Genomic DNA, 23,936 nt, shown 5'->3' with positions numbered 1-23,936 from the left:
CCATGACCAATTTTCAACAGCGCGATATTGCGCTGACGGGATCGGCTTGCCCTAAGAAAGTCACCGAACTGTTCTACGTGACTCACCCGAAGGCCCCGCGCGACGTCCTTGGGCCGTTCCTGACCCACGCCGATGCCGAGTGTGGGCGCGTAGTTCTGCGTAGTGCTGATGCGACTGTGTCAGCTCGCCCGGTCGCGGCTATCGACAACATGACCCGCTGGCATGCGGTGAACAACGGCTATGTCTGCCGGCTTTTCGCTGGCGCCAGCAGCTCGGAGGTGGGGCATGGGTAATCAAACCCATCCAGAGGTAACAGACGCTGAACGCCTTGAAGCGTTGGCACGCCAAGAGCAGGCCTTCGAGATGATTGACCTGGTGGAGAGGTTCCAGGCGAAACAAGCGCTGATCGCCCGGCAAGTGGAAGCCCGTGACAGTGCGCTGACTATGTTCTGCGTCAGGGTCGACTTGTCGCTAGTCATGCTCCAGACACTGACCGACTTCATTGGCCGTAAGTCGAAATCGCCAGGACTGAAACGGGCTACGGATCTGCTCATGTCCGAACTCGAAGATCTCGAGCGCAACCTGAAAGAGGTTCTGCAGGCCTGTATCGACACCCCGGGTGAGAGGGATGAGCGATGACCGTCCTCAACCTCGTGAGCAGCATTTTCGACCGCGGCTACTCGCACACCGACTCGGCCAATCTTCGCCTGCTCATGCAGATCCAGGCTGGATGCTCACAAGTGCTTGCCGCCGCAAATCCTTCACAGCCAATCACCGTGGAGGCACTGCCATGCCTGTGATTCCGTTTGATCCGACAATGAGCGTGTCAGCGAAAGAGCGGCCACACATCGACGCGCGCAGCCTGCACATGATCAAGGTTGGCTTGGATCATCTGATCAAGCTGCATGCTCGCGAGCAAGACCCTTTGGGTAAGCACTGCCTGGAAGGCATGGTGGAATTGCTTACCGTAGTCGTGGAACGGCACAACCCGCCGCTGGATGCCGTATGACTGACTCAGTGATCCTTTTCCGTGACGCACTCCAGTCGGCCTATGGGCCGCTCGACTGGCTCCCTCTGGACGATGGCGACATCCACCGCTTCCACGTTCCCGGGGACAAGCCCAACACGCAGAACGGCTGGTACTGCCTGTTTGCTGATGGCATCGCATCGGGCGCGTTTGGAAGCTGGAAGACGGGTGGCGCCAGCACCTGGTGTAGTCGTGAGCCTGTGGACGCCCGAGAAGCCGAGCAGGTGCGCGAGCGCATTGAGCAGGCACGCCGCCAGCGGGAGGCCGAGCAACAACGCCGCCAGCTCAAGGCCGCGAGCCTGGCTCAGCACTGGTGGCGCGATGCTCGCCGTGCGGATCCGGAGCATCCATACCTGGTTACCAAACAGGTTCGCTCCCACGCCTTGCGCCAACGCGGAGACGAACTACTTGTGCCGCTTTACGTTGCCGGCGAGCTGGTGAACCTGCAGCGCATCGCCCAGGACGGCTCGAAACGCTTCTTGTATGGCAGACGCATCAAAGGGGCTTACTCAACCCTCGGTCGCATCTCCCCCGGTACCGCTGTTTGCATCTGTGAAGGTTGGGCCACTGGCGCGACCCTTCATCAAGACGGCGGCTACACCGTTGCGTGCGCGATGAACGCCGGCAACCTCAAGGCAGTGGCCACTGCTCTCCGCAGTCGCTACCCCAACGTGGAAATCATCATCGCCGGCGACGATGACCGCAATACCGATGGCAACCCTGGGCGCGCAGCCGCGAACGCTGCGGCCCTGGCCTGCCGCGGTCTCGTTACCTTTCCGGAATGGCCTGTGGATGCTCCGCCGAGCTTGACCGATTTCAACGACCTCGCGAACTGGAGGCGTGCCAATGGCCAAGCCTGAGAAGAAGGTGATCAATCTGCGCGCGACAGCGCCAGCCATTAGCCCTGATCGACCTTGCTGGGGCGTCTATGAGCATTGGGTAGTCAATGAGAAGGGACGCAAGCTGAAACCCGGCGTGTACTGGCATGGCTACCAGCGCACCGCGAGCGATCAAGACACGGATGGCGATGACGGCAGCGATCGCCCAGTTGTTGATGAATGGATCTCGAGCCCAGTCACGGTCATGGCGCGCACGATCAGTAGCGATGACGGCAGCGAAGGCCGCTTACTGCGTATGAAGGTCGAGGCCGGACACAAAGATTGGATCATTCCCATGGAGGTGTTTGGTGGTAGCGGAGAAGACGCCCGCCGCCAGCTCTTCGGCATGGGTGTGATCATCGCACTCAAGAAGCGCATAACGTTCATGGAGTATCTGCTCGACCAGACGCCTGCAGAGGTATTCGCGACCACGAGTCGCCCTGGTTGGCACGAGTCCGGGGCATTTGTCCTTCCTGGTCGAACGATTGGCAACGGGAATGTCCGGTATCAAGCCAGCGGTCGGGAACAGAGCCTGTTCAAAGCCAAGGGGAGTCTCCTCGACTGGCAACAAGAGATCGCGGCCAAGTGCGCGGGCAACCCCGTCCTGGTGCTGGCTATCGGCTGCGCGCTGGCAGGCCCATTGCTCAGCCTGGTCGGCGTCCTTGGTGGTGGCGTGCACCTGGTGGGTGACAGCTCCAGTGGTAAGTCCTTGGCGCAGTTGGTGGGGTCATCCGTCTGGAGCGACCCAGGTGTTTTCGCCGCTAGCTGGGACATGAGCAAGGGCGGCCTGGAGATTGAAGCCTCAAGCCGCAATGACACCATCCTGCCTCTTGATGAGATCAAGCGCGCCGACCCCAAGCGCGTACAGGAAATGGCCTACTCCCTCGCCAACGGCCAGGGCAAGGGAACCATGACCCGTGATCGAGAGGCCCGGGGGAAATTGAGCTGGCGCCTCCTCACGCTCTCCAGTGGCGAGCGCTCGCTTTCAGAACATGCAGCCATCTCTGGCAATGCCGCGCATGCCGGCTCGGAGCTTCGCATGGTCGACGTCAATGCTGGTACGCGAACTCATAGGGCATTCGATGAACTGCATGGCCTGGCCGGCGCAGACTTCCACCGATCCCTTACCGTCGCAGTGACTCGAAATCACGGACTTCTCGGCCCCGCGTTCATTGAGTGCTTGGTGGCTAAACAGGATCCCTCAGGCTTGCTTGAGGACTTTGCCCGGGTTCGCGAGACCTTTGTCGAGGACAACGCCCAGGCGGGCCGAGTAGCCGACAGGTTCGCGGTCATCGCCCTGGCCTGCGAGATGGCAATTGCATACGGGCTTCTTCCCTGGGAGGAAGGCAGCGCCCTCGCCGACTGCCAACTTCTTTACGGTGAGTGGCTCAACCGAGTTGGCAGTGGCAATGCGGAAGATCGCCAGATCCTTTCCAGCATCCTCGATTTCATCGATCGCCACGGCAGCAGTCGTTTCTCCGATGTCAGCGACGACCAAGCCGAAACCCGAGTCCCCAACCGGGCCGGATACTGGGAGTCGTTGGGAGGAAAGCGGCTGTACCTGTTCAACAAGTCTGCCTTGATTGAGGCCGCCCGCGGGTACGGTTTGCCCCGAGTTGTCAAAGCCTTGGACAACGCCGGCGCTCTGGCTAAACGAGACACCGACAAGAAGCGGTACACCAAGAAATACCGCCTTCCCGGAGGTGGCAGCAGTGGGCTGTATGTCATCGATACAGAGCCTCTGGATCGAGAGGGCGTGAACCAATGAACACGCCATATGCCCTGCATCAGCCCCTTGCCCGACCGGACGCTGTTCCCACTACGAATCTTGGTGGGAACGGGTGTGAACTGCTGGAGCCCTTGCCAGCTCTGGCCGTTCCCGCAGTTCCCACTGTTCCCACCGTTTTTGGAAACACAGAAACACTTTATTGGGAGCACGTACCTCAGTGGTTGTTTTCCCCACCTTTTTCCAACTCCCTGAATAAGCCATTGATGAAAAGTGGTGGGAACAGTGGGAACGGTGGGAACAGCCAATGCCGACGGGGGTTAGAGGCGTTCCCACTAATAGAGAGAGGTGTGAACAAGTGGGAACACACACCTCTTAGTGACTTAAAGCCATGAGCGTTCTGAGCGGCATGTTTGAGCGGCTGGCCGCGGCTTCTATGCCCAAGCCTCCAGAACTGCCAGCCCCCACCTCGTCGCAGTCGACTGAGCCCAGGTTTTCCCATTGGCGGGTCGTCCTGGACGGCAAATCGCTCTGCAGCATGATCGGAGAACCCATGACGCAAGCGGAAGCCCTGAAAGAGGTTCGGTACCGCTGGCCTAACGCTCTGGTGGTGCACCCAGAGTTCGGAAATCCAGATATGCCATCCGAAAATTCCCAACAGATTGTCCAGATACAGGAGCGCTGACATGTGCGTAGAGACAACCATTCGAAGCTGCACGGTTGCAGAAACTGAGCAATCAAGCACGCTGCAAGAGTTACTGGCAGCTTACAGCGAAGAGTCCAGTATTCCCGAGTTCGGTACGGCTTCACCCGACTTCGCGGCGTACCAAGCCATGGAGGCCGCTGGCGCCCTTCACCTGGTTGGCGTCTTCGCGCCAAATCTTGTTGGCCTTGCATCGCTGCTCGTCTACGCCCTGCCCCACTACTCGGGGCGCCGCATCTGCACCATGGAATCGTTCTTCGTGTCGCCGGCCTATCGCGATGGTGGTTCCGGGCTGAAGCTGCTGCGCGCCGCTGAGGCAAGGGCCCTGGAGCTGGGCGCCACCGCGCTAATGGTCAGTGCACCGGTGAATAGTCGACTGGCCCAGGTGCTCCCGCGCTCCGGTTACCGACAGACCAACGAAGTGTTCTTGAGGGCCCTGGCATGAACCGCCTCCCGACAATGAACAGCGATGAGGTCGCCAAGGTGCGGGCGCTCGAGTCCCATCTGGCGCAAATGCCGCAGGTGCCGATCGCCACTCAGCACCACTTCCATGCCGGGGTGTATGCCAGAACCATCCGCATCCCCGCCGGCGTGATGCTCACGGGCGCCCTGATACGTATCCCAACCCTTCTGATCCTCTCCGGTCACGCCACCGTATTCATCGGGGGGGAGGCCTGCGAACTGGCCGGCTACCACGTGCTGCCAGGCCAGGCCGGGCGCAAGCAAGCATTCCTGGCCCACACCGACACCGATCTGACCATGACCTTCGCCACCCAGGCCAAGACCGTGGAGCAGGCCGAAGAAGAGTTCACCGCCGAAACCAACCTGCTGCTTTCTCGCCGGCAGGCCACCAACTCCATTTACATCTCGGGAGAGTAACCATGTCTGGAGCAACCACTGCCACCTACGTAGCCGCAGCTGCAGTCGCAGCCTCGACCGCGTACTCGGCCTATTCGTCAGTGCAGCAGGGCAAGCAAGCGCAACTCAACGCCGATGCTCAATCCGAGCAGGCTCAGCTGGATGCGGACAACTCGCTGAGCGCCGCCAAGGTTCAGGCAGAGCGCATTCGCAAGATGGCCCGTTCACAAGCCAGCCAGGCCAATGCCGCACTGGCAGCTTCCGGCGTTGAAGTTGGCGAGGGCACCGCACTCAACATCAACAAGGACATCATTGGTGATGCGGAGGAAGACGCTGTACTGACCATTTTCAACGCCCAGGAGGCGAAGAAGCGCGGATACGTTGACGCCAGCAACATGCAGCTTGCCGGTAGCCAGGCTCGCACAGCCGCAAATATGCAAGCCACATCAAGTGTCCTCGCCGGCGCCTCCAACATCGCTAGCGGCTGGAAATCCAGCAAGAAAACTGGCCTGAACATGCAGGGGCAGGCTGATGCACTGAATACCAATCCGGCATGGGTGAGGAATAGCTGATGGCAAAGATACCGACGGGCCCAGGAGTTCGGGTTTTGCCCGAGGCACCTCAAAACCGTGTAATCACACCTGACCCGAGCGCGCTTTCTCGAGGTGCTCAACAGATTGCAGGCGCCATTCAGAACACTGCTCTGAATGTGCTCGATCAACAGCGAAAAGAAGAACGGGAGCTTACCGGGCTTAAGGTCAGTAATGCTTTGCTGGATTATGAAAGCCAGCTCGACACTGGTGCAACTGAGCTGAGCGGAAAGCTCAAGTCTCTAGAGATTCAGCCCGACCAGGGTGAATCGAGCTACCAGCAGTTCGTGAGCAAGCTGGATCCGCCCAAGATTGATGGCCTGGATGAGAGCGATCAGGAGCATCTGAACCTTGCTATGCGCAAGCTACAGATGAACAAGCTTCAACAGGTACAACAGGCGGCGACTGAAGCAAGAACAGGCCAAGCGAAGAGTGAGCTGCGCTCACGATTTGATGGCCTGGAAGGCGCTGCAGCAAGGCCAGACGCAGACCTGAACACGATCCTGAGACGCGCCCGTGTTGAAGGCGTCCAGGCGGTCGGGCGCACTGCCTATGGTGTCGACGGTTGGGATAAGGAACTCCGGACGTTTGAGCAAACAGCTTACTCAGCCAATGCCCTTGCCCGGATACATAACGCGGGCAACGACACCCAACAACTCCAGGCAGTACAGCGTGATGTGTCTGACTGGGAGAATGGGCCTTACGCCGGGATGAGCGTGAAGACTCGCCAGGCAGTTCTGAAGACCCTCTCCCCGCTGCTCGATCGGAGCGTCGGTGTCACAGCGGGAGCCCAAGCTGTCGAGCAGGCGACCACTGGCGCCGGCCCTGTTTTCTCCGCGATGATCCAGGCCGAAAGCGGTGGGCGGCAACTTGACCAGTCCGGCGCGCCCCTCACATCCAGCCGCGGTGCAGTAGGGATTGCCCAGGTCATGCCAAGCACAGGCCCAGAGGCCGCCAAAGCTGCCGGCCTTCCTTGGGATGAGCAACGCTTTCGAACTGATGCCAACTACAACCGCTCATTGGGTGAGGCTTACTTCGGCAAGCTGCTCCAAACCTTCGATGGCTCCGAAGCGCTGGCGATCGCGGCCTACAACGCTGGCCCGGGCAAGGTACAAGAGTGGATCCAGCAAATCGGCGATCCAAGGAAAGGTGAGATCAGCGAATCCGAGTTCGTTGAAAGCATTCCCTTCAAAGAAACCAAGGGCTACACCCAGAAGGTGTTGAACGCCGCGCAGCGCGACACGCAGCCCACATTCGGCCCCATTGCACAGCAAATCGATGCTCGCACCGATCTAACCCCGGAGCAGAAGCGTATCGCGATTGCTGACGCTCGCGACCGTTTCACCTGGCAGCAAGATCAAGTGAAGCAAGAGCATACGCAGAACCAGGGGCAGGCATGGGACTTCGTGCTGGCAGGTAACAAGTGGCAAGACATGGATCCTGACCTCTGGACGAAGCTGCCGGCAAAAGACCGTAAGCAGCTGATGGCATTCAAGCCTAACCAGCCAACCGACCCCGAGGTGTACACCCGTGTCCGGGATCTCATCGTTAACGGCAATGACGTCAATCTGCTCGACATGCGGGACAAGTTCAGCAACGAGGATTTCACCAGGCTGACCGACCTCAAGATCAAGCGCCTAGCCGGTGGCCCATCTGCCACGGCATCGATCGCCACCAGCACTGCGATGTTCAACGACGCCCTTCGAAACGCCGGCATGAAATCAAACCCCAAGCCGGGATCAGAGGATGCGAAACGCCTGGCTGTAGCTCGACGCTATGTGGACGATCAGATCCGCGGCGTTGAAGAGCAGCAGGGGAAGAAGGCTACTCACGACCAGGTTCAGCAGATCGTTGACCAGGCGTTCATCCAGGGAGAGGTTCAGGGCTCCGGTGTGTTCGGCCTCTTCACTAACAAGCGGCGTGCCTTCGAGCGCCAGCCAGGGGACAACGTGCTGGTGACGGACGTGAAGCAGATTCCCCCGAGTGAAGTCGAGGAGATCAAGGCCGCGTTGGGCCGAGCCAAGCAACAAGTAACCAACAAGGCGATTCTGGATCTGTTCAACGAGGCCAACCAATGAGTAAGTACGATGAAGCGCTCGCCGGCGAGCCCATATCTCCGGACAGCCAAACCAACAAGTACGACACTGTCATTCAGAGCCAGCAGAACAAGCCCAACCCCCGAAATGCGTTGAGCTATGTCGCAGATCTCAACCCCGATGATCAGGCCAACATTCAACGCTTGTCGGAGCTGACCGGTATTCCATCCGACATGGTCGTTCGCAACCGTAAGCAGGTTGAGCGCCAAGCCAAGCTTGCGTCGGTGGACTATGACGCGCTGCTAGCGCGCGCACCGACCACCAATCAGTTCCTGACTGACCCTAACAACGCCGGCGTAGCCCACGACGATATCGACGGGCTTGCAAATGTTGAAGGCGCATTCGACCGCTTCGTCAAGGAGTCAGGGCAGACCCACTCCACAAGCCAGAGCGATGCGCTAACTAAGGGGTTTGGTCAGCTCGGCATCATCGGTGAAGCCGGCGCCAACATGCTGGACAGGGCGCTGTCGTCCGTGGGCGGCTTCTTCGTTAATGCCCTGGCGCCCCAGAGCGCTCTGGATCGCAACGATGGTGAGGAGCCGAACTACTCGGGTCGCACAGAAAGCAACGTGACCACCGTGGCTCAAGGATATCTGGCTCTTCCTCGCGACCAACGCATCGCATTCGCCGGACAGATATTTGATCAGGCGCGCGCCAGTGGTGCAGGAGTGGGCGGTGCGTCGGGCGATACGGCCATCTATGCGCTGCGAAATCCAGGGTTGATCGGCAGTGCACTTACGGAAGCACTCCCAAGCCTCATGGCTGGAGGCGTTGTCGGCGGTGTCGCCACCCAGCCCGTGAAGAGCTTCGCCGTCAGCCGACTCGCCAGCACCTTCGCGCAGCGTGCTGCCGAGAAAGCCATCGTAGTGGGTGGCGTGAACTTCGGTACCGGTATCGCTGGCGGCGCTGGTGAAAATCTGGCGGAAGGCCTCAAGAAGACTGGCGACCTTGACCAAGCCTACGCTTACAGCCTCAAGCGCACCCTGGCTGAGGCATCGGTCAACGCCTTGGGTGGCATGTTGCCGATTCCGTTTGCCGGTCGTGGCATCGCAGGAAAGCTTGGCAACATCGCAGTTGAGGGGGCCGCTCAGGCTGCCGGTGGAGTTGGCGGCACGGTGGCCGGCGCCGCAGCCGTGGGTGAACAAGCCACCGGCGGTGAAATGTTCCTGAACGCAGCCCTGGGCTTAGCCACCTCCCCGCTTGATGTGGCGATCGCTAGCGCCAGCTCTGGCCGGCGCTATTGGCAGATCGAGCAGGATCTGGCTGCAGTCCAGCAACTGGGCGACATGGCCCAGAACTCCAAGATGTTCAAACGCTCTCCGCAGCGGGCGGAAGCTCTGGTGGCCAGGCTAAAAGAGCAAGCAGGCGGTACCGTAGAAAACATTCTGGTACCCGCCGAGCAGTTCCAGCGCTACTTCCAAGAGAACAATCTTGACCCTGACCAATATGCCAAAGCGGCCACAGGAAACGCCGACGCCCTCGGTGAAGCCCTGGAGCTTGGCGCAGACATTTCTATCCCGCTGGAGAAGTGGGCATCAGTCATCGCTAAAGATGGTCACCACCGCGGCCTTGAGCAAGATATTCGGGCTACACCCGACGCGATGACGCTGCGGGAGCTTGCAGAGTTTCAACAGCGCGCCCCTCAGGAACTGGAACGTCTGCGTGACCAGGTCGAACAGGGCCATGCTGCCACCTCCGATCGTCGGGTCTATGAGGACGTCCGCGGCCAGTTGCTTGGCATTGGCCGTGAAGCGCAGACGGCAGATCGAGAGGCCTCGCTGTATCAATCAGCCTTCCGATCTCTGGGGGAACGTTCAGGCCTTGATCCATATGACCTGTTCAACGAGTACCGGCTCCGCATCGGTCAGGACATTCCAGAAGTGCTGCGCACGCCTGGCGGCGTCGATCAGCTAGACCTGTTGCTTGATCGACTGCGGGCGGGAGATATCCCCGACGACGGCGCCATCTACGGTGCCTCACTGATCGACTTCATCCGTGAGCGGGGCGGCATCCGTGACGATGGTGGCGAGCTCGCGGCACGCGACGTTGATGTCGGGCGCCGGGGTAGCAACCGAATCGCCAGAAAAGGGGGGCGAAGCCTGGACGATATGGCGGCACTGGCCGCAGAGGCCGGATACCTGGGCAATGTGCTCACTGCCACTCCGGACATGCTCCTGGCCTCGCTGGACAAAGAGTTGCGCGGCCAACGTCAGTCAGCGCCAGGCAACATCAATCAGGAACTACTCAACGCGCGCGGCTCACTGGATGACCTCCAACGGGCGCTCGAGCAATCTGGTCTTGATCTAAGTGTCATGGACAACGCTTCAGCGCGACGAACACTGCTGGGTAGTGATGCCGTTCGCTTTGATCAATCGGAGGATGGTGCGCGAGGTTTCATCCAGTTCGGTAGCGACCGCAAGTTCGAAATCAAACTCACCGACAAGGCCAACCTCTCGACCTTCCTGCATGAAACTGGTCACTTCTACCTTGAGGTTTTGGGCGACCTCGCTGAGCGCACCGATGCCCCTGAGCAAGTGAAGCAGGACTACCAGACGATCCTGGAATGGTTTGGCGTCAGTAGTCGCGATGGCATCAAAGTAGAGCAGCATGAACAGTTCGCCCGGGGATTTGAGGCGTACCTGCGTGAAGGGAAAGCCCCCAGCGCTGCGCTGCAGTCGGCATTTTCACGCTTCAAGGCGTGGCTGACTCAGATCTACCGCGACGTCAGCCGTCTCAACGTGCAGATCAACGACGAGGTGCGCCGGGTGTTTGATCGTCTCCTGGCGACCGACGATGAAATAGCCGTTGCCCAGGCCCCTTTCCGCAACTTGTTCAGCGATGCCCAGACTGCCGGCATGTCGAAAGCTGAGTTCGACGCTTATCACGCCGCCGCAAGTAAGGCCGGCCAGGCTGCTGAAGCACGGCTTACAGCTGACGCTCTGAGCGAACTGACCCAGGAGCAACAGAAGTGGTGGAAAGATGCCCGCGAGAAAATGCTCGCTGACGTAGGCACCGAAGTTGATTCCCAACCGGTTTATCGCGTCCAAGATTACTTGCTGAAAGGGCTCCAGCCTGACAGGACGATTGGAGTGCCGGCAAAGCTGCTCCGCGGCCCACTGGTAGAGCGCTACGGCAAGACCGTCGTTTCACGCCTACGGGGCATGACGGACGAAGAAGGTATTCACCCCGACCTGGTTGCTGAACAGTTCGGGTACACGTCGGGCGATGAGCTGGTGCAGGCTCTTGTAGGAGCTCGCCCGCGGAAAGAGCTCATCAAAGCTGAGACCGACGCCAGGATGCGTGCCGAGTACGGCGATATGCTCAACGACGGCTCCCTGGCCGACCGGGCCATCGAAGCTGTGCACAACGACGATCGCGCCAAGGTTCTGCGAGAGGAACTGCGGGCAATCGAACGTCTGCGCCGTCAAGTAGACAAGGTACAAAGGGCCAGGGATTCGGACTCTCGGGCTCTGCGTACCGATGCCTACAGCACCATTCCACCCCTCGATGTCATCCGCTCAGTTGCCAGGCAAGTGATCGCAGACAAGGTGGTTCGAGAAATCCAGCCTCACCTGTACCTCAACGCAGAGCGCAAGGCTAATAGGGACGCCTTCAACTTCGCCTCGAAGAATCGCTGGCAAGAGGCCGCAGAGGCCAAGCAGAGAGAGCTTCTGAACCATTACCTCTTCCGCGAGGCAACCGCTGCCCGCAAGGAAGAAGAACGGATTTACGCCTTCATGCGCCGCTTTGAAAAGCCCGCAACCCGGGAACGGATCGGCAAAGCCGGAGCGAACTACCTGGAGCAAATCGAAGGCCTGCTCGATCAGTACGAGTTCCGCAAGGTCAGCGGCCCCCAAGTTGAGCGCCGGCGCAGCCTTGCCCAGTTCGTCAGCGAGCAGGAAGCTGCGGGCAACATCGTCGCGGTGCCACAACACCTGATTGAGCAAAGCGCCCGCATCAACTATCGGGATCTGACATTCGAAGAGCTCGGCGGCCTTCGCGACGCGGTGTCAAACATCGAGCATATGGCCAAGCTGAAAAACAAGCTGCTGAACCGCAAGGACAAGCGAGATTACGAACAGGCCAGAACTGACCTGATTGCAGCGCTAGACACGAATGTCCCCAAACGTGCTCGAAAAGTCGCCGTATCCGAAAGCAGCGAAACGCTTGGTGACAAGGCGGCAAACCTTCTGCAGGGCTTAGACGCCTCATTGACTCGGATGGAGAACGTGATCAACCGCTTGGACGGCAGAGACACGAATGGCCCTTGGCATCAGCTGATCTGGAATCCACTCGCCGAGGCTCAAGCCGACGAGCGCCGCCTGTTCAATGCAGGGATCCGATCAATAGTCGAACGCTTTGCAACCATGGACGCCGAGCGCTTGGCTGACCGGTTCTACATCCCAACACTGGGCAAGTCGTTCAACCGCCGCGAACTGATCATGCATGCGCTCAATACCGGCAATGATTCCAACCGCGCCAAGTTGATGAAGGGGAACAAGGTCGACGAGGCATCACTGGCCGATATGCTGGGGCGTCTCGATAAGCAGGACTGGGACTTGGTGCAGTCTGTATGGGACTCTTTCGATGGCCTCTGGCCCGATATTGCGGCTATGTACAAACGTCTGTCGGGCGTGGAACCTCCGCGTATCGAACCGACACCAATCACAACCGCATTCGGCGAGTACCGCGGCGGGTACTTCCCGATCATCTATGACCGCAAGCGCGCCGGTGCGCCACCTGCAGCCGTAGGTGGCGAGCTGTTCGGTGAAGGGTTCGAAGGGGCGCTACCGGGCAACGGGTTCACCAACCAGCGCAATGAGAGCGTATCGGGGCCATTGCTGCTTGACCTCAGTGCCATTCCTCAACGCCTGGCGCAGCATGTCCACGACCTGACCCACCGGGAAGCGCTGCAGGATGCCCATCGTTTGACGCAGGATCCTTACATCCGTGCCGTGCTCATCAACAAACTCGGCCCCCGGGGAGCTGACGCATTCCTGCCATGGTTAAGAGCCATCGCCAACGACCGAAACCCTCCCGAGACTGGCAACTTCAACCAGTTCCTGGACGCGGCGCGCACAAATACCTCCATCGTTGGCCTTGGGCTGTCGACCACTACCCTGCTCGCCCAGGCCGCGGGATTGATACCAGGGCTTCTGTACGTGAAGCCTCGATCGCTCGCGACTGCACTGCTCGATGGCATTCGATCGCCAGTTGAAACCTACAAGATGATCACTGAGGCCTCTCCAGCAATGCGACTGCGCTGGGATATGGAAGATGGCCGGCTTCAATCGAACATGAGCGAACTCATCGGGCGAAATGCATTCTTCAGGAAGAAAGCCGACCTGGTACGGTTCTCGTTCAACCTGCTCGGATACCTTGATCGAGGGATCTCCGGGGCAATCTGGCTTGCCGCGTACCGCGATGCGATCGCTACAGGGAAAGACACCGCATCAGCAGCCCTGGATGGGGACAAGGCGGTGCGCCAGTCACAAGGTGGTACCGGGGTGATGGATATCGCAGCCATTCAGCGTAAAGACCAAGGGGCAGCGATGCGGCTGCTGACGATGTTCTATACGCCGTTCAGCGCCTACTACAATCAGAATCGTGACTTGGCATTCGAGGCCCGCCAAGGCTCCAGGACAGTGGCCAGCGCGGCGGCCTCAATGCTGGCGCTAGCTTTCTTCCAGGGTGTTATCGGCGACCTGCTGACAGGGAAAGGCCCGGAAGAGGATGAGAACACCGCCGCTTGGATGGCAAAAAGTACACTCGGCTTCGGCGTTTCTGGCTTCCCGGTCATTCGTGACACGATCGGTTCAGCCTTGAGTGGCCACGCTGGGTCTCTGTCACCCGCTTGGCAGGCCATCAACGCAGGCCGTCAGCTCACCTCCAGCGTTGCTGGCGCGGCAACGGGTGACAAGGACTCGGGGCAAGTGTTCAAATCCGCAGTAACGGCAACTGGCTACCTGCTTGGAGTCCCGATCAAGCCCATCACCAGGCAAGGTACATATCTCTGGGATGTGACGTTCGGCGACGAAGAACCCGAGGATGCTGCGGAGCTGATGAAAGGACTACTTACAGGGAAAAAATAGCCATGATTCGAAAGCTCGGTATCGCGTTGAACATCGCCCTGATCGGCGTACTTGTCTATCTGATCAGTCAGAAAGGGATGCCGGACAGTGGGTTGGAAATCACCCTGGTGATGCTCCTGATCCTCACGCCCGCGTTTAACCTCATCGCGCTTTCGAAGCATGCTGGTCAACCAGGTAAAGGCCTGCTGTCTCTGTACCTCGAGCGAAAAGCCCTCGAGGAGCAGAAGAAAATCGCTGACTTGAAAAAGTAACCAGCCAAACCAGAACATCAGGCCCGCTAACGCGGGTCTTTTGTTTTCTCGCAGGGCGTAACGGCCTCGTAACGTTTCGTGTAACGCCCGGTGGCTGACCGATTCAACGAAGCACCAACGCCCGTTCAACGCTCGTTCATCAAGGCCGAAACTACTCAGCGCTGCTCGTCCACGCCTGCCAGCACAACGTATGGGGAGGCTATGAAAGCGCTCGGGCGGGCTTCGGTGGGCTTTGGGTGTGGCAGGTTGTTTGGCTAGGGAACACGGTGTAAAACGCTAATCCTCACTGGCAGGGAATCGCCAATGGCAATCAAATTCTTTCCAGGTACCACGGCTATACTGACCGCCCTGCTGATATCAGGGTGTGTTAAACAGCATGCTAAGTGGCACGAGGTGCCACTGACCCCTTCCTTCCCGTTTCCCTACGCCTCGCTGACCGCTCACCCAGAACCCAGGCCCGGAAACCAGTTGACTCCCAACCCGTATCTTGGCACCTCGCCAATCACGCCACCTGGGTCTGCGTCGTCATACAGCGGCACCAGCTACTCTCGATCATCTGGCGGCAGTTCAGGATTTGGCGGTGGAGGTGGCGGTGGCGGCTCATACCTGAGTCGCGGGGCTCGGGTGACGCTCGCCATTACACTGCTGTTTCTGATCTTCGTTGCGCCATGGCTGTGGTTGCTCTATCCGTCTTGGAAGCGTGCAAGAAAGTCCGATGGCCCGATTACACCGGCCGCCCCGCCACCGCAAGCTCCGCAAATCCCTTCGCGTGAAACCTGGGAGGCCCTGGGCCTATGCCCTGATTGCGGTAGCCGCATGGTTCCCCGAGTAGCCAAGCGCGGTAGGCACAAGGGAAACTCGTTTTATGGATGCTCGAAGTTCCCCAGGTGCACGGGTATCCGGCAAACGATTCCAGATCAGTTGCCGGCGGCGGCTTCAAAATCTGGAGCCCTGGACGGCACGGTGCCACCTGGCTCCCACCAGTAGCTCTGACCGAACTCGCGTTGAGCACGGCGCTGGATACCGTTCAGATGCTCTGGCAAGAATTCCGGGGATTTCCGCATCACTCAGGGTGCATAGGCTCTCCGGCGTGCTCTACCACTGCGGCTCTGGTACTGACTACTTTTTCTCTCGCCCACGCCATTACCTCTGCCTTGATCCAGGCAACAGTACGAGGGCCAAGCTTGATCTGTCCTGGGAAATCCCCAGTCCTCATCTTCTCGTAGATGTAGGAGGTGCCCATTCCAGTAATTCTCTTGACCTCACGTAGCCTGATGAACTCGATATCGTCTGCAAGGTGCTTCGTCTCGCCTGCAGGAAAAAGGGTTGCTCCTTTCATCTGTGGAACCTCCAGCAACGGGTTGGGTTGATTGCCAGGGATCTCGGCGATGGCAGAAGCCTCCACCGAGACGGCCCGAGGAGCGTAGTCGCTGATGAGGACAACCCCTATCCAAGGATCTCCACGGCGTACATGGAGCAACCGGAAGTCGGTCTGGAAACACCTTCGAGGCCTGGCTGGTAGCTTGACTTGGTGTCTATCCAACCAGAGCGTCAGCCTATCGACAGCCGCAGAGCGCGGCAGGAGCCTCACATGGAACCAGAGATCGTCCACATCCCCGAGCTGGCCGAGATGCTCGGGCGCACAGAAGCATCTATCCGCAGCGCGCGGCAGGAAGGAGCCAGCTGGCTGCCGCCATGTTTCAAGCAGGGCAAACGCCTGTGCTGGCGGGTCGCCACGGTGCGTAAATTCCTGGAAGAGTACGAACTGGGCGTACACAAACCAGCCAAAGCCGGCCGGAAACGGAAAGCGCCGATGACGCTGACTAGCGTCAAGTAAGTCAAAGCGAACTGCTCCGGGTGACAGCGGCTAGAGGGTGCGAAATGTTGGTACGCATTCTGGCAACGGGGCGGTTCGCACACTTGTGGTGGTCATGATGCAAGCCATGACCCCGCCGACTCGTCAGGTTATTAGGCTCGTGGCGGCAACCTGCTAGTTACTTTCTTTAGATCGAAGCTTCTCAGGCGGCACTCTTCTAGAAACTCCGTAAATTGCGTCAAATACAACATCGCAGTCTCATTCGAGGGCTTCGGAACGCCTATCAGAGCAATTGAGAACACCTGCTCCATGACCTTACAGCCGTACTGAATAATCTGCTCCTCGGTGAAATTTTGGAGATATCGATTTTGTCGATAGCGATGTTCCACATGTTCTTGCCTGGATTGCGGAGGCGATGGGGGGGAGAGGTCAGGCTCGAACTTCAAGCTTTGAATGTTCTCCGCGGAGGTGAAATGGTGCCCTTGAGATCGTGCCCACGACTCCAGGAAGTTCTGAATATCTTCTTCCACAAGGTGGTGTCGGTGGGGGTTACATTCGTTGTAAATGACGAATGCCGGCAGCACCTTGCCTTGGTCGCCTTTGACACGATAAGTGGTTTGGATTAGCACAACGAAATCGATATGGGAAAAGCGCCCCAGTCTTTTCTCGCTACCACCTGCAAGCCAGAAATTGAATCGATCCACCAACTGGTTAACCGGGATGCTCTCTACGGTCTCGTTCAGTACGAGCAGGATGCCAGGGGTTTCCGGATCAAGGCCAAGATGATCCTTCGTTGACTTAATCTGATCCCTTGCTTGGCGGCATACACCTTCAACCATTCTGGTCGCACTGGTGAATATTCTGCCCATGATTGCCTCACCACCGGGCATTGTCTTGATCGCAGCTTCTAGATCGTACTGACCGAAAATCAGAGGGAAATCATCAGAGTCCATTGCCGATTTGGCCAAGGCGAAAATCTTATCTTTTGGGTCTATCTCAAGCGTCTTGAGTTCGGTTACCGCTCGACCGTTGAAAAATAAGTAGTCGGCCATTTTTACGTTTTTGGGCTGGTCAACCCTGCCATCTAGCACCTGCACATGATCCTGTGTTTCAAGGAAGCTGATCATGCGCGCTTCAATGCTCGTCATATTTTCCATGACTCATCCTTGTTTTAGATGCACACACTGTAACCCAGGCAATGCCTGCTGATGTGGCGTACCAGTGACCACGCCTTGACTCCCCTAGCGGCACAGCAGATTTCGTCAGCGGAAAAACAATGTGTAGTGAGTATATGCATGGGCCTTGGCTAGAGGCTCTTGCGTCGGGCTTTGCTCCATCCACACGATAGAGCAAACACTGTCAATACGGTGGCCAAGATGCCCTACGCAATACTGAGGACGAAAAAGCTGAAAACGGTCGCTGGGGTATTGGGATCAGGCCGGCACACATTTCGAGAGATACCAACCCCGAACTCAGATGGCGCGCCGAGCATGCACATCTGTGGGGCAACAAGCTCTGCCGAATTGGCCAGGGCAGTCCTGACTAGGCTTCCGATAAGGCGCCGGAGCGACGCGGTGCTCTGCATTGAATACTTGATAACAGCAAGCCCAGAAGCATTCTCAAGGCATGGCGGTAACATGCCAGAAAGCGGCGGATATTTTGATCGAGCCATGGCCTGGCTAAGAGCGCGCCATGGAGCAGCAAACATTGTCTGCGCGGAGCTGCACTTGGACGAGAGGACTCCGCACCTGATTGCTTACATCACGCCTCTAACCCGGGACGGGCGGTTGTCAGCTCGTGATTTCCTTGGAGGCCCGGCAAAGCTACGCAGGATGCAAACCGACTTCCATGAGCAATGTGGTGAGCCATTTGGGCTCGCCCGGGGTATTAAAGGTTCGAAAGCAACTCACCGGGCGGTCAGCGCCTATTACCAAGCCCTCCAATCCAGCCCACCAATGATTGGCCGTTCGGACATGCTCGCTGCTGCATTTGGTATCCAGACTTCCAAGTTCAAGTCGTACCATTCAGCAGTCAGATCCCTATCAGCCGTAACCGAGCTTCAACAATCAGCAACTGACTCAATCCAAGCTCGAAACATTGCCCTGACCCGCAAGGCTGATGAGCTTCACGCTCGTGAGCTTGCCCTTGAAAGCTTGGAGCTCTCGCTTGAGAAGCGAGCAGACCAACTTGATAGAATCGATCGCGAGCTAGAGATGGCCCTATACAGAGCCGCAAGCGAAAGAGCGCGCGCCGACAGGCTATCTAGTCAACTGGCCGCTCTGAAGGCTCTATCGACTGATTGAATCGCCCCGGGTTTTCTAGACACCTTGCAAGCTCTTTGCGTAACGCTTTTCAAACTCTATCGGTGACAGCTGATTGTTGAAGCCATGCCTGCGTTTTGCGTTGTAGAACATCTCGATGTAATCGAACACATCACTACGAGCGTCATCCCGCGTGGTGTAGATTTTCCGCTTGATTCGCTCCCGTTTTAGAAGCTGGAAAAAGCTCTCGGCCACAGCATTGTCATGACAGTTGCCTCGGCGACTCATACTGGCAACCAAATTGTTTGCCCTCAAAAAACTGCGCCAATCGGAGCTACTGTACTGGCTGCCTTGGTCGGAGTGAACCATCACCTCCTGCTTCGGTTTTCGTCTCCACACCGCCATTAATAACGCATCAATGGCCAAATCACTGGTCATCTGCGGCTTCATTGACCAGCCAACGACCTGACGCGAAAACAGATCCAGCACCACAGCCAAATACAACCAGCCCTCATACGTACGAATGTAGGTGATGTCAGTGACCCAAACTTTGTTGGGCTCTACGACATCGAACTGGCGCTTCAGCAAATTGGGTGAGGCGACCGCTGGCTTACCGCCGTGCTTTCCAGGGCGTCGTCGATATCCTGTCTGAGAGCGCAGACCTTCGAGACGCATCAGCCTCGCCACACGATGCCGACCACAATCCTCACCAACCTCGCGCAGATCATCATGGATTTTGCGATAGCCATAAACTCCGCCGCTCTCAAACCATGAATGCTTGATCAAACCCAGCAATCGCTGGTCGTCTTTGGCGCGTGCAGATTGCGGCTCAGACAACCAGGCGTAATAACCACTGGGATGGACCTTCAGCGTCAGGCAAAGCCGTCGTATGGAATAGTCGCCCGCTCGCTGCTTGATAAAGGCGTACTTCAGCCGCACTCCTTGGCAAAGTACGCGGCGGCCTTTTTTAATATGTCTCGCTCTTCGGTGACCCGCTTGAGCTCCGCTCGCAGGCGACGCAGTTCAGCGTGCTGATCATCGTCCTGCTGCCGCTCTTCTTGAGGTTTGCTGTAGCGCTTTATCCAGGCATAGAGGCTATGTGTCGACACACCAAGACGTGCTGCCACATCAGCGACAGGCAGCTTCTTTTCAGTCACTTGATTGACCGCTTGGATTTTGAATTCTTCGGGGTAACGCGGGTTGCTCATGGAACCTCCTAATTGGCCTCAGTTTAAGGCAAAGAGGTGTCTACGAAACCCGGGGCGATTCAGATCACTATGCTTTGACGCGGAGAGACGGATTTGATCAATGAGCTTCATTCCTTGACATCCGCACTAGCCCCTGCCTCGCGCGCGCGCGCGTTTGGGGGCTCAATATGACCAGGCGAAAGGCACCAGTGAAGCACATCGATTGGTTCCAGGTGATCACTGCGCTATCCCGCAAGGGCTACTCCATGCAAGCGCTGGCAGATGAGCTGATGGTGGCGCGCACCACCCTCATCGGTTGGCGCCAAGGTGCAGAACCGCCCCATTCGGGTGGCGATCGCCTGTTGACCCTGTGGAGCCATGCAACCGGCCTGGAGCGCACACGGGTGCCAACTGTGACCATTGATGACTGGTGGGCCTATCACGCCAAGTGACAGTTAGCCGTCTCGAACCATCGCTAGTTAGCAAGGCCGGGTGGAGGTACCCTGCCTGCGCAATGACAAGGAGCATAGTTATGACCACAGAGATAATTTCGATGGGGCAAGCGGCCTCAATCATTGGCTTCATCACTGCCGTATTTGTCCTATATCGGATACTGGTGTAGAAGAAGGATGCCGTGATCCAGCTGCTGAAGGAGCGGATTGCAGAGAAGGATGAGCAGATCGCCAAGCTAAAGGATCAGAGTCCAGATTCCTTGGCAGCAGCGCTCTCGGATCGGATCAAAATCTCCCTGGAGGAGATCTCCCGCCTGAGGAGTGATGGGGCTACCCATGAGAAGCAGATCGAATCCAAGGAAAACGAGCTTGCAGAAATCCAAGCCAAGCTGGCCTCTCTCTCCGAGTTGATTCGTGAAAGCGACCTGGTATGCCCGAAATGTGGGGATCCACTAGCCGGCCGCCAGGTACAAACGATCTATGGAGGTAGGGATGGTGAACAGGAGGCGGACATCGTGATCAATAACTACGAGTGCGGGTACTCGATCGCAGACGATGGCAAAGAGCTGTCCCGCTGTGAGCATCAGCTCACAACCTAGGCACATCGGGGCTGCTCTGGAAGGCTCTGAACCGCCTTGGTAATGAGCCACGAAGGCAAATGTGAGTACATTTGTGAGTAAGATTACAATCAAACACACATAAAACACTTGTAAATCATCTGCTTACGAAAGCTATTCGAGTCTCCCTCGGGCACCAAACGCATGAAAAAGCCGACTTAACCGTCGGCTTTTTTGTGGGCGCAATTTGCCGATCATCAGCGCATCGGCGCCCCTTCCCGCGAAACCCGCGCGTCCCCTCACCCACGTCCGAGGGCAATCACTGGAGTTGTCGTCTCCGGCGTGCCTCATCAACGCCTGGCGGTTCGCCCTAAAACAAAAACCCCCTGCTACATCCGTAGCAGGGGGTCTTGGACTAAACCGAAAACGGTCCAGTCATACCGCTCTAAAATTACTGCTGTTGTGGCAGCTTATCGATAGGACCGCAGCCACCAATAACTTTAGATACCGAAACCGAAGGGTGGAACAGGTAGTCGTAAGAGCAATTCTTTTGCTGGTTGTACACCTGGCCAGTGCAGCCGGACAGCAGAGCAACACCGGAAACCATGGCAGTAGCGACCGCTACCTTGAACAGCTTTTTCATACAAAAATCCTTTAATTTATGAACCGCCCCCTTAATGGAAGCGGCGCGATTATACACAAATCAATCGTTTGTACCTCCCAAGCTTGCCCCCAACTTCTACTTCCCCCCATGTCGCGATCGGACCCGATTACGGCGCGCTCGACAAACCGGCCCGTTATTACACCTAGGTAATGTGGCCTGGCCTTTATCAACCGTGCGTTCGTCGTGATGACTGATCGACCCGAGCAACAGTGTCCAGTGTGTGCCGTTTTCCAGGGTGTTCGAGGGGAAGGCGTGATGTTCGCCTAACGGTCAGTCAGCACGTCCCAAGATCAAACAACAAAGAGAATAAGCACAATGATCAGTCCGGGCTCCGAGGATACGAAGGGTCAGCTGGCGCAAGGGTTCAAGCCGCGCCATGTCACCATGCTTTCTATTGCCGGCATCATTGGTGCCGGCTTGTTCGTCGGCTCCGGGCACGCCATTGCCGCCGCCGGACCTGCTGCAATTCTGGCGTATGTGTTTTCCGGCATCCTGGTCATTCTGGTCATGCGCATGCTCGGCGAAATGGCCGTCGCCCGGCCCGACACCGGTTCGTTTTCCACCTACGCCGACCAGGCCATCGGACCTTGGGCCGGCTTTACCATTGGCTGGATGTATTGGTGGTTCTGGGTGCTGGTCATTCCCATTGAAGCGCTGGCAGCCGGCCACGTCCTTAACAACTGGTTCCCCCAAGTCGACGCCTGGTTATTCGCCTTGCTGTCGATCATTACCCTGGCCGCCACCAATCTTTTCAGTGTGGCTAAGTACGGTGAGTTCGAGTTCTGGTTCGCCATGTTCAAGGTCATCGCGATCATTGCCTTTATCAGCCTGGGCTTTGCGGTGCTGATGGACTGGGTGCCGGAACGAGAAGTCAGCGGCCTCAGCCGACTACTGGATGAACATGGCGGCTTCGCGCCTAACGGCATCTCTGCAGTAGTCGGCGCGTTCATTACAGTCATGTTCAGCTTTATCGGCACTGAAGCGGTAACCATCGCCGCTGCCGAATCCCAGAGCCCGGCCAAGAACATCGCCAAGGCCACCCGTTCGGTGATCTGGCGTATCGGCGTGTTCTACTTGCTGTCGATCTCCGTGATTATCTCCATCGTGCCCTGGAATGACCCGCTACTGGCTGAAGTAGGCTCTTACCAGCGCGCCCTGGAGTTGATGAACATTCCCCACGCCAAGTTCATGATGGATGTCGTGGTACTGGTCGCCGTGGCCAGTTGCATGAACTCCTCGATCTACATCGCTTCGCGCATGCTCTACTCCCTGGGCAAGCGCGGCGAGGCCCCCAAGCGTGTGAAAGTCACCTCGTCTGCCGGCGTTCCCCGGGCAGCGGTCATCGCCAGCACGGTGCTTGGCGCGATCATCACGGTGGTCAGCTACTTCGCCCCTGCCGGGCTGTTCCAATTCCTCCTCGCCAGCTCCGGCGCCATTGCCTTGCTGGTGTACCTGGCCATTGCCGTCTCACAACTGAGGATGCGCGGGATGCTGCGCCGGCAGAATGTACGGCTCGAATTCCAGATGTGGCTGTTCCCCTGGCTTACCTATGCGGTCATCGCCTTCATCATCGCAGCGCTCGGCGTGATGCTGGTGACGCCGGAACACCGCGCGGAGGTGACCACCACCATGGGACTGGCACTGGCCATTTCCCTCGTCGGCATCGTGCTGACTCGCCAGCACGGGCAACCAGCACGGGTTCGCTCGACCGTCTAGGGTTGAGAGTGGATCAGGGATTGTGTTTACGATCCCTGTCACGCCCACCCTTGAACGAGTGTCCTATGCAACTGAGCCACCGACCCGTCCAGACCCAGGACATCCCCACCCTCTGCTGCCTTCCTCAAGGCCCGGACGAACTGTTCTACATGTTTCCCAAGGCCCAGTACCCGCTGACACCGGCGCAACTGAGCGAGGCCATCGCCCAGCGCAGCGGGTCCACCGTGGTCGAGGGAGACGGCACGGTGCTGGCCTTTGCCAACTTCTACAAGGCAGAGGTTGGCGGGGTCTGTGCCCTGGGCAACGTGGTGGTGGCTCCCGCAGCCCGCGGCCATGGCGTGGCGCGCTACCTGGTGCAGTGCATGATCGACCTGGCCCGAAGCCAGTTCAATGCTCGTGAACTCTGGGTGTCGTGCTTCAACCACAACACCGCCGGGCTGTTGCTCTACCCACAACTGGGATTCGTGCCCTTTGCCATCGAAGAGCGACAAGGGCCAGGTAACACGCGGGTTGCGCTGGTGCAGATGAAGCAAGTGCTGTAGCGCAAGGATGAACTGCACGCTGGCGCAGCGAGAGGTAAAGAAGCTCGCCCCCCAAGCCTCTGGCGGAGGCTATCTGGCCCATGCCTCGTGCATTGGTAGCGTACCCAAGGGCACGTATCAGCTCGTCATGGTCACCATCCGCCAGCACTTGGGAAAGGTACTCACTGATCGCCTCATCACTATCAAGCAGAGAGGCCATGTCGAATGTACTGAGCGTCAGGCTCATGATCGGATTTCCTTGGCCATGTTCCTGGCCAGTTGAAAGTCAACGGACTGCGACGACTTATCTCCCCCCGCCAACACAACGATGACGACACCATCGCGAATCGTGAAATACACCCGGTCCCTCGCACCGACATCGATGCGCAACAGCCGCTTCTCTACTCCGTGTGGTCCAACTCCCAAGCCTCATCACCGGGCACGCGCTGTCGAGATGAGTAGGCGCCGCCCCCCTCAAGCACCGATCACCCCACTGCCGTCAGGCTTTGGCTCAAGGGTTCTGTGCGAGCCATTGCATCTT

The 23,936-nt window shown here is 58.1% G+C and carries 23 protein-coding genes and 2 pseudogenes; 19 read left to right on the top strand and 6 right to left on the bottom strand.

The window, feature by feature from the left end; translation table 11 throughout:
• The first annotated feature begins 2 nt into the window (after positions 1–2).
• The 13 genes and pseudogenes from U9R80_RS04735 to U9R80_RS04675 form a co-directional block, all read left to right on the top strand.
• Positions 3–293, top strand: coding sequence for a hypothetical protein (locus U9R80_RS04735; protein WP_301837457.1), 291 nt, complete (start codon positions 3–5; stop codon positions 291–293).
• Positions 286–639, top strand: a complete 354-nt coding sequence (locus U9R80_RS04730) for a hypothetical protein (protein ID WP_301837458.1) — start codon at positions 286–288, stop codon at positions 637–639. Before U9R80_RS04735 ends, U9R80_RS04730 begins: the two co-directional genes overlap by 8 nt.
• On the top strand, positions 636–800 hold the full coding sequence (locus tag U9R80_RS04725; protein ID WP_301837459.1) for a hypothetical protein: 165 nt from the start codon (positions 636–638) through the stop codon (positions 798–800). The genes U9R80_RS04730 and U9R80_RS04725 overlap by 4 nt, the downstream gene beginning before the upstream one ends.
• Complete coding sequence (locus U9R80_RS04720; protein WP_301837460.1) at positions 791–1,009, top strand: hypothetical protein; 219 nt, start codon at positions 791–793, stop codon at positions 1,007–1,009. Before U9R80_RS04725 ends, U9R80_RS04720 begins: the two co-directional genes overlap by 10 nt.
• Positions 1,006–1,887 (top strand): toprim domain-containing protein, encoded by an 882-nt coding sequence (locus U9R80_RS04715; protein WP_301837461.1) that lies wholly within the window; start codon positions 1,006–1,008, stop codon positions 1,885–1,887. The genes U9R80_RS04720 and U9R80_RS04715 overlap by 4 nt, the downstream gene beginning before the upstream one ends.
• Positions 1,874–3,673 carry a DUF927 domain-containing protein gene (locus tag U9R80_RS04710; RefSeq protein WP_301837462.1) on the top strand — a complete coding sequence of 600 codons (1,800 nt, stop codon included), beginning with the start codon at positions 1,874–1,876 and terminating at the stop codon, positions 3,671–3,673. Before U9R80_RS04715 ends, U9R80_RS04710 begins: the two co-directional genes overlap by 14 nt.
• A gap of 644 nt (positions 3,674–4,317) precedes the next feature.
• Positions 4,318–4,779 (top strand): GNAT family N-acetyltransferase, encoded by a 462-nt coding sequence (locus tag U9R80_RS04705; protein WP_301837463.1) that lies wholly within the window; start codon positions 4,318–4,320, stop codon positions 4,777–4,779.
• Positions 4,776–5,213, top strand: a complete 438-nt coding sequence (locus U9R80_RS04700; RefSeq protein ID WP_301837464.1) for a hypothetical protein — start codon at positions 4,776–4,778, stop codon at positions 5,211–5,213. The genes U9R80_RS04705 and U9R80_RS04700 overlap by 4 nt, the downstream gene beginning before the upstream one ends.
• Positions 5,214–5,215: 2 nt before the next feature.
• Complete coding sequence (locus U9R80_RS04695) at positions 5,216–5,764, top strand: hypothetical protein (protein WP_301837465.1); 549 nt, start codon at positions 5,216–5,218, stop codon at positions 5,762–5,764.
• Positions 5,764–7,860, top strand: coding sequence for a transglycosylase SLT domain-containing protein (locus U9R80_RS04690; RefSeq protein WP_301837466.1), 2,097 nt, complete (start codon positions 5,764–5,766; stop codon positions 7,858–7,860). The genes U9R80_RS04695 and U9R80_RS04690 overlap by 1 nt, the downstream gene beginning before the upstream one ends.
• Positions 7,857–13,970, top strand: a complete 6,114-nt coding sequence (locus U9R80_RS04685; protein ID WP_301837467.1) for a hypothetical protein — start codon at positions 7,857–7,859, stop codon at positions 13,968–13,970. The genes U9R80_RS04690 and U9R80_RS04685 overlap by 4 nt, the downstream gene beginning before the upstream one ends.
• Positions 13,971–13,972: 2 nt before the next feature.
• Positions 13,973–14,221 (top strand): hypothetical protein, encoded by a 249-nt coding sequence (locus U9R80_RS04680; RefSeq protein ID WP_301837468.1) that lies wholly within the window; start codon positions 13,973–13,975, stop codon positions 14,219–14,221.
• A gap of 303 nt (positions 14,222–14,524) precedes the next feature.
• Positions 14,525–15,079 (top strand): annotated as a pseudogene (locus U9R80_RS04675) (hypothetical protein); the annotation flags it as partial.
• Between the two features lie 59 nt (positions 15,080–15,138).
• Here U9R80_RS04675 and U9R80_RS04670 read toward each other — a convergent pair.
• A complete protein-coding gene (locus U9R80_RS04670) occupies positions 15,139–15,264 on the bottom strand; it encodes a hypothetical protein (protein WP_324805287.1) in 126 nt (41 codons plus the stop codon).
• Between the two features lie 20 nt (positions 15,265–15,284).
• Positions 15,285–15,833, bottom strand: a complete 549-nt coding sequence (locus tag U9R80_RS04665) for a helix-turn-helix transcriptional regulator (protein WP_324804807.1) — start codon at positions 15,831–15,833, stop codon at positions 15,285–15,287.
• Here U9R80_RS04665 and U9R80_RS04660 point away from each other — a divergent pair.
• Positions 15,813–16,058 carry a helix-turn-helix transcriptional regulator gene (locus U9R80_RS04660; RefSeq protein ID WP_301837471.1) on the top strand — a complete coding sequence of 82 codons (246 nt, stop codon included), beginning with the start codon at positions 15,813–15,815 and terminating at the stop codon, positions 16,056–16,058. The genes U9R80_RS04665 and U9R80_RS04660 overlap by 21 nt on opposite strands.
• A 131-nt stretch (positions 16,059–16,189) precedes the next feature.
• Here the strand turns inward: U9R80_RS04660 and U9R80_RS04655 are convergent, their stop codons facing one another.
• The gene (locus U9R80_RS04655; protein ID WP_301837472.1) at positions 16,190–17,194 is read right to left on the bottom strand and encodes a hypothetical protein; all 1,005 of its coding nucleotides are present in this window, start codon (positions 17,192–17,194) and stop codon (positions 16,190–16,192) included.
• 219 nt (positions 17,195–17,413) lie between these two features.
• Between U9R80_RS04655 and mobV the strand changes: the two genes are divergently transcribed.
• Positions 17,414–18,340 carry a MobV family relaxase gene (gene mobV, locus U9R80_RS04650; RefSeq protein ID WP_301837473.1) on the top strand — a complete coding sequence of 309 codons (927 nt, stop codon included), beginning with the start codon at positions 17,414–17,416 and terminating at the stop codon, positions 18,338–18,340.
• 15 nt (positions 18,341–18,355) lie between these two features.
• Here mobV and U9R80_RS04645 read toward each other — a convergent pair.
• A protein-coding gene (locus tag U9R80_RS04645) for an IS3 family transposase (protein WP_301843448.1) occupies positions 18,356–19,506 on the bottom strand; the annotation gives its coding sequence in 2 pieces (ribosomal slippage) (positions 18,356–19,269 and positions 19,269–19,506; 1,152 coding nt in all).
• Between the two features lie 188 nt (positions 19,507–19,694).
• Between U9R80_RS04645 and U9R80_RS04640 the strand changes: the two genes are divergently transcribed.
• Positions 19,695–19,937, top strand: coding sequence for a hypothetical protein (locus tag U9R80_RS04640; RefSeq protein WP_301840718.1), 243 nt, complete (start codon positions 19,695–19,697; stop codon positions 19,935–19,937).
• A 182-nt stretch (positions 19,938–20,119) separates the two neighbouring features.
• Positions 20,120–20,536 carry a TMF family protein gene (locus U9R80_RS04635; RefSeq protein WP_301840719.1) on the top strand — a complete coding sequence of 139 codons (417 nt, stop codon included), beginning with the start codon at positions 20,120–20,122 and terminating at the stop codon, positions 20,534–20,536.
• 409 nt (positions 20,537–20,945) lie between these two features.
• Here U9R80_RS04635 and U9R80_RS04630 read toward each other — a convergent pair whose 3' ends face one another.
• The gene (locus U9R80_RS04630) at positions 20,946–21,137 is read right to left on the bottom strand and encodes a YhfL family protein (RefSeq protein WP_028942749.1); all 192 of its coding nucleotides are present in this window, start codon (positions 21,135–21,137) and stop codon (positions 20,946–20,948) included.
• A 336-nt stretch (positions 21,138–21,473) separates the two neighbouring features.
• On the opposite strand from U9R80_RS04630, the gene gabP reads away from it, so the two are divergent.
• Positions 21,474–22,874 carry a GABA permease gene (gene gabP, locus U9R80_RS04625; RefSeq protein ID WP_301840720.1) on the top strand — a complete coding sequence of 467 codons (1,401 nt, stop codon included), beginning with the start codon at positions 21,474–21,476 and terminating at the stop codon, positions 22,872–22,874.
• Between the two features lie 65 nt (positions 22,875–22,939).
• Positions 22,940–23,416 (top strand): GNAT family N-acetyltransferase, encoded by a 477-nt coding sequence (locus U9R80_RS04620; RefSeq protein ID WP_301840721.1) that lies wholly within the window; start codon positions 22,940–22,942, stop codon positions 23,414–23,416.
• A gap of 34 nt (positions 23,417–23,450) precedes the next feature.
• Here U9R80_RS04620 and U9R80_RS04615 read toward each other — a convergent pair.
• A pseudogene (locus tag U9R80_RS04615) lies at positions 23,451–23,642 on the bottom strand (addiction module antidote protein); the annotation flags it as partial.
• Positions 23,643–23,936: the final 294 nt, after the last annotated feature.

Source organism: Pseudomonas sp. JQ170C (assembly GCF_035581345.1).
Lineage (GTDB): Bacteria > Pseudomonadota > Gammaproteobacteria > Pseudomonadales > Pseudomonadaceae > Aquipseudomonas.
The sequence above is the reverse complement of the archived record's forward strand: the minus strand, read 5'-3'. Positions and strand labels throughout refer to the sequence as shown.

Bases quoted from the DNA above. Each gene is read 5' to 3' on its own strand.
- U9R80_RS04735 (WP_301837457.1), top strand. From the start codon at position 3: ATGACCAATTTTCAACAGCGCGATATTGCGCTGACGGGATCGGCTTGC.
- U9R80_RS04730 (WP_301837458.1), top strand. From the start codon at position 286: ATGGGTAATCAAACCCATCCAGAGGTAACAGACGCTGAACGCCTTGAA.
- U9R80_RS04725 (WP_301837459.1), top strand. From the start codon at position 636: ATGACCGTCCTCAACCTCGTGAGCAGCATTTTCGACCGCGGCTACTCG.
- U9R80_RS04720 (WP_301837460.1), top strand. From the start codon at position 791: ATGCCTGTGATTCCGTTTGATCCGACAATGAGCGTGTCAGCGAAAGAG.
- U9R80_RS04715 (WP_301837461.1), top strand. From the start codon at position 1,006: ATGACTGACTCAGTGATCCTTTTCCGTGACGCACTCCAGTCGGCCTAT.
- U9R80_RS04710 (WP_301837462.1), top strand. From the start codon at position 1,874: ATGGCCAAGCCTGAGAAGAAGGTGATCAATCTGCGCGCGACAGCGCCA.
- U9R80_RS04705 (WP_301837463.1), top strand. From the start codon at position 4,318: ATGTGCGTAGAGACAACCATTCGAAGCTGCACGGTTGCAGAAACTGAG.
- U9R80_RS04700 (WP_301837464.1), top strand. From the start codon at position 4,776: ATGAACCGCCTCCCGACAATGAACAGCGATGAGGTCGCCAAGGTGCGG.
- U9R80_RS04695 (WP_301837465.1), top strand. From the start codon at position 5,216: ATGTCTGGAGCAACCACTGCCACCTACGTAGCCGCAGCTGCAGTCGCA.
- U9R80_RS04690 (WP_301837466.1), top strand. From the start codon at position 5,764: ATGGCAAAGATACCGACGGGCCCAGGAGTTCGGGTTTTGCCCGAGGCA.
- U9R80_RS04685 (WP_301837467.1), top strand. From the start codon at position 7,857: ATGAGTAAGTACGATGAAGCGCTCGCCGGCGAGCCCATATCTCCGGAC.
- U9R80_RS04680 (WP_301837468.1), top strand. From the start codon at position 13,973: ATGATTCGAAAGCTCGGTATCGCGTTGAACATCGCCCTGATCGGCGTA.
- U9R80_RS04660 (WP_301837471.1), top strand. From the start codon at position 15,813: ATGGAACCAGAGATCGTCCACATCCCCGAGCTGGCCGAGATGCTCGGG.
- U9R80_RS04655 (WP_301837472.1), bottom strand. From the start codon at position 17,194: ATGGAAAATATGACGAGCATTGAAGCGCGCATGATCAGCTTCCTTGAA.
- mobV (WP_301837473.1), top strand. From the start codon at position 17,414: ATGCCCTACGCAATACTGAGGACGAAAAAGCTGAAAACGGTCGCTGGG.
- U9R80_RS04630 (WP_028942749.1), bottom strand. From the start codon at position 21,137: ATGAAAAAGCTGTTCAAGGTAGCGGTCGCTACTGCCATGGTTTCCGGT.
- gabP (WP_301840720.1), top strand. From the start codon at position 21,474: ATGATCAGTCCGGGCTCCGAGGATACGAAGGGTCAGCTGGCGCAAGGG.
- U9R80_RS04620 (WP_301840721.1), top strand. From the start codon at position 22,940: ATGCAACTGAGCCACCGACCCGTCCAGACCCAGGACATCCCCACCCTC.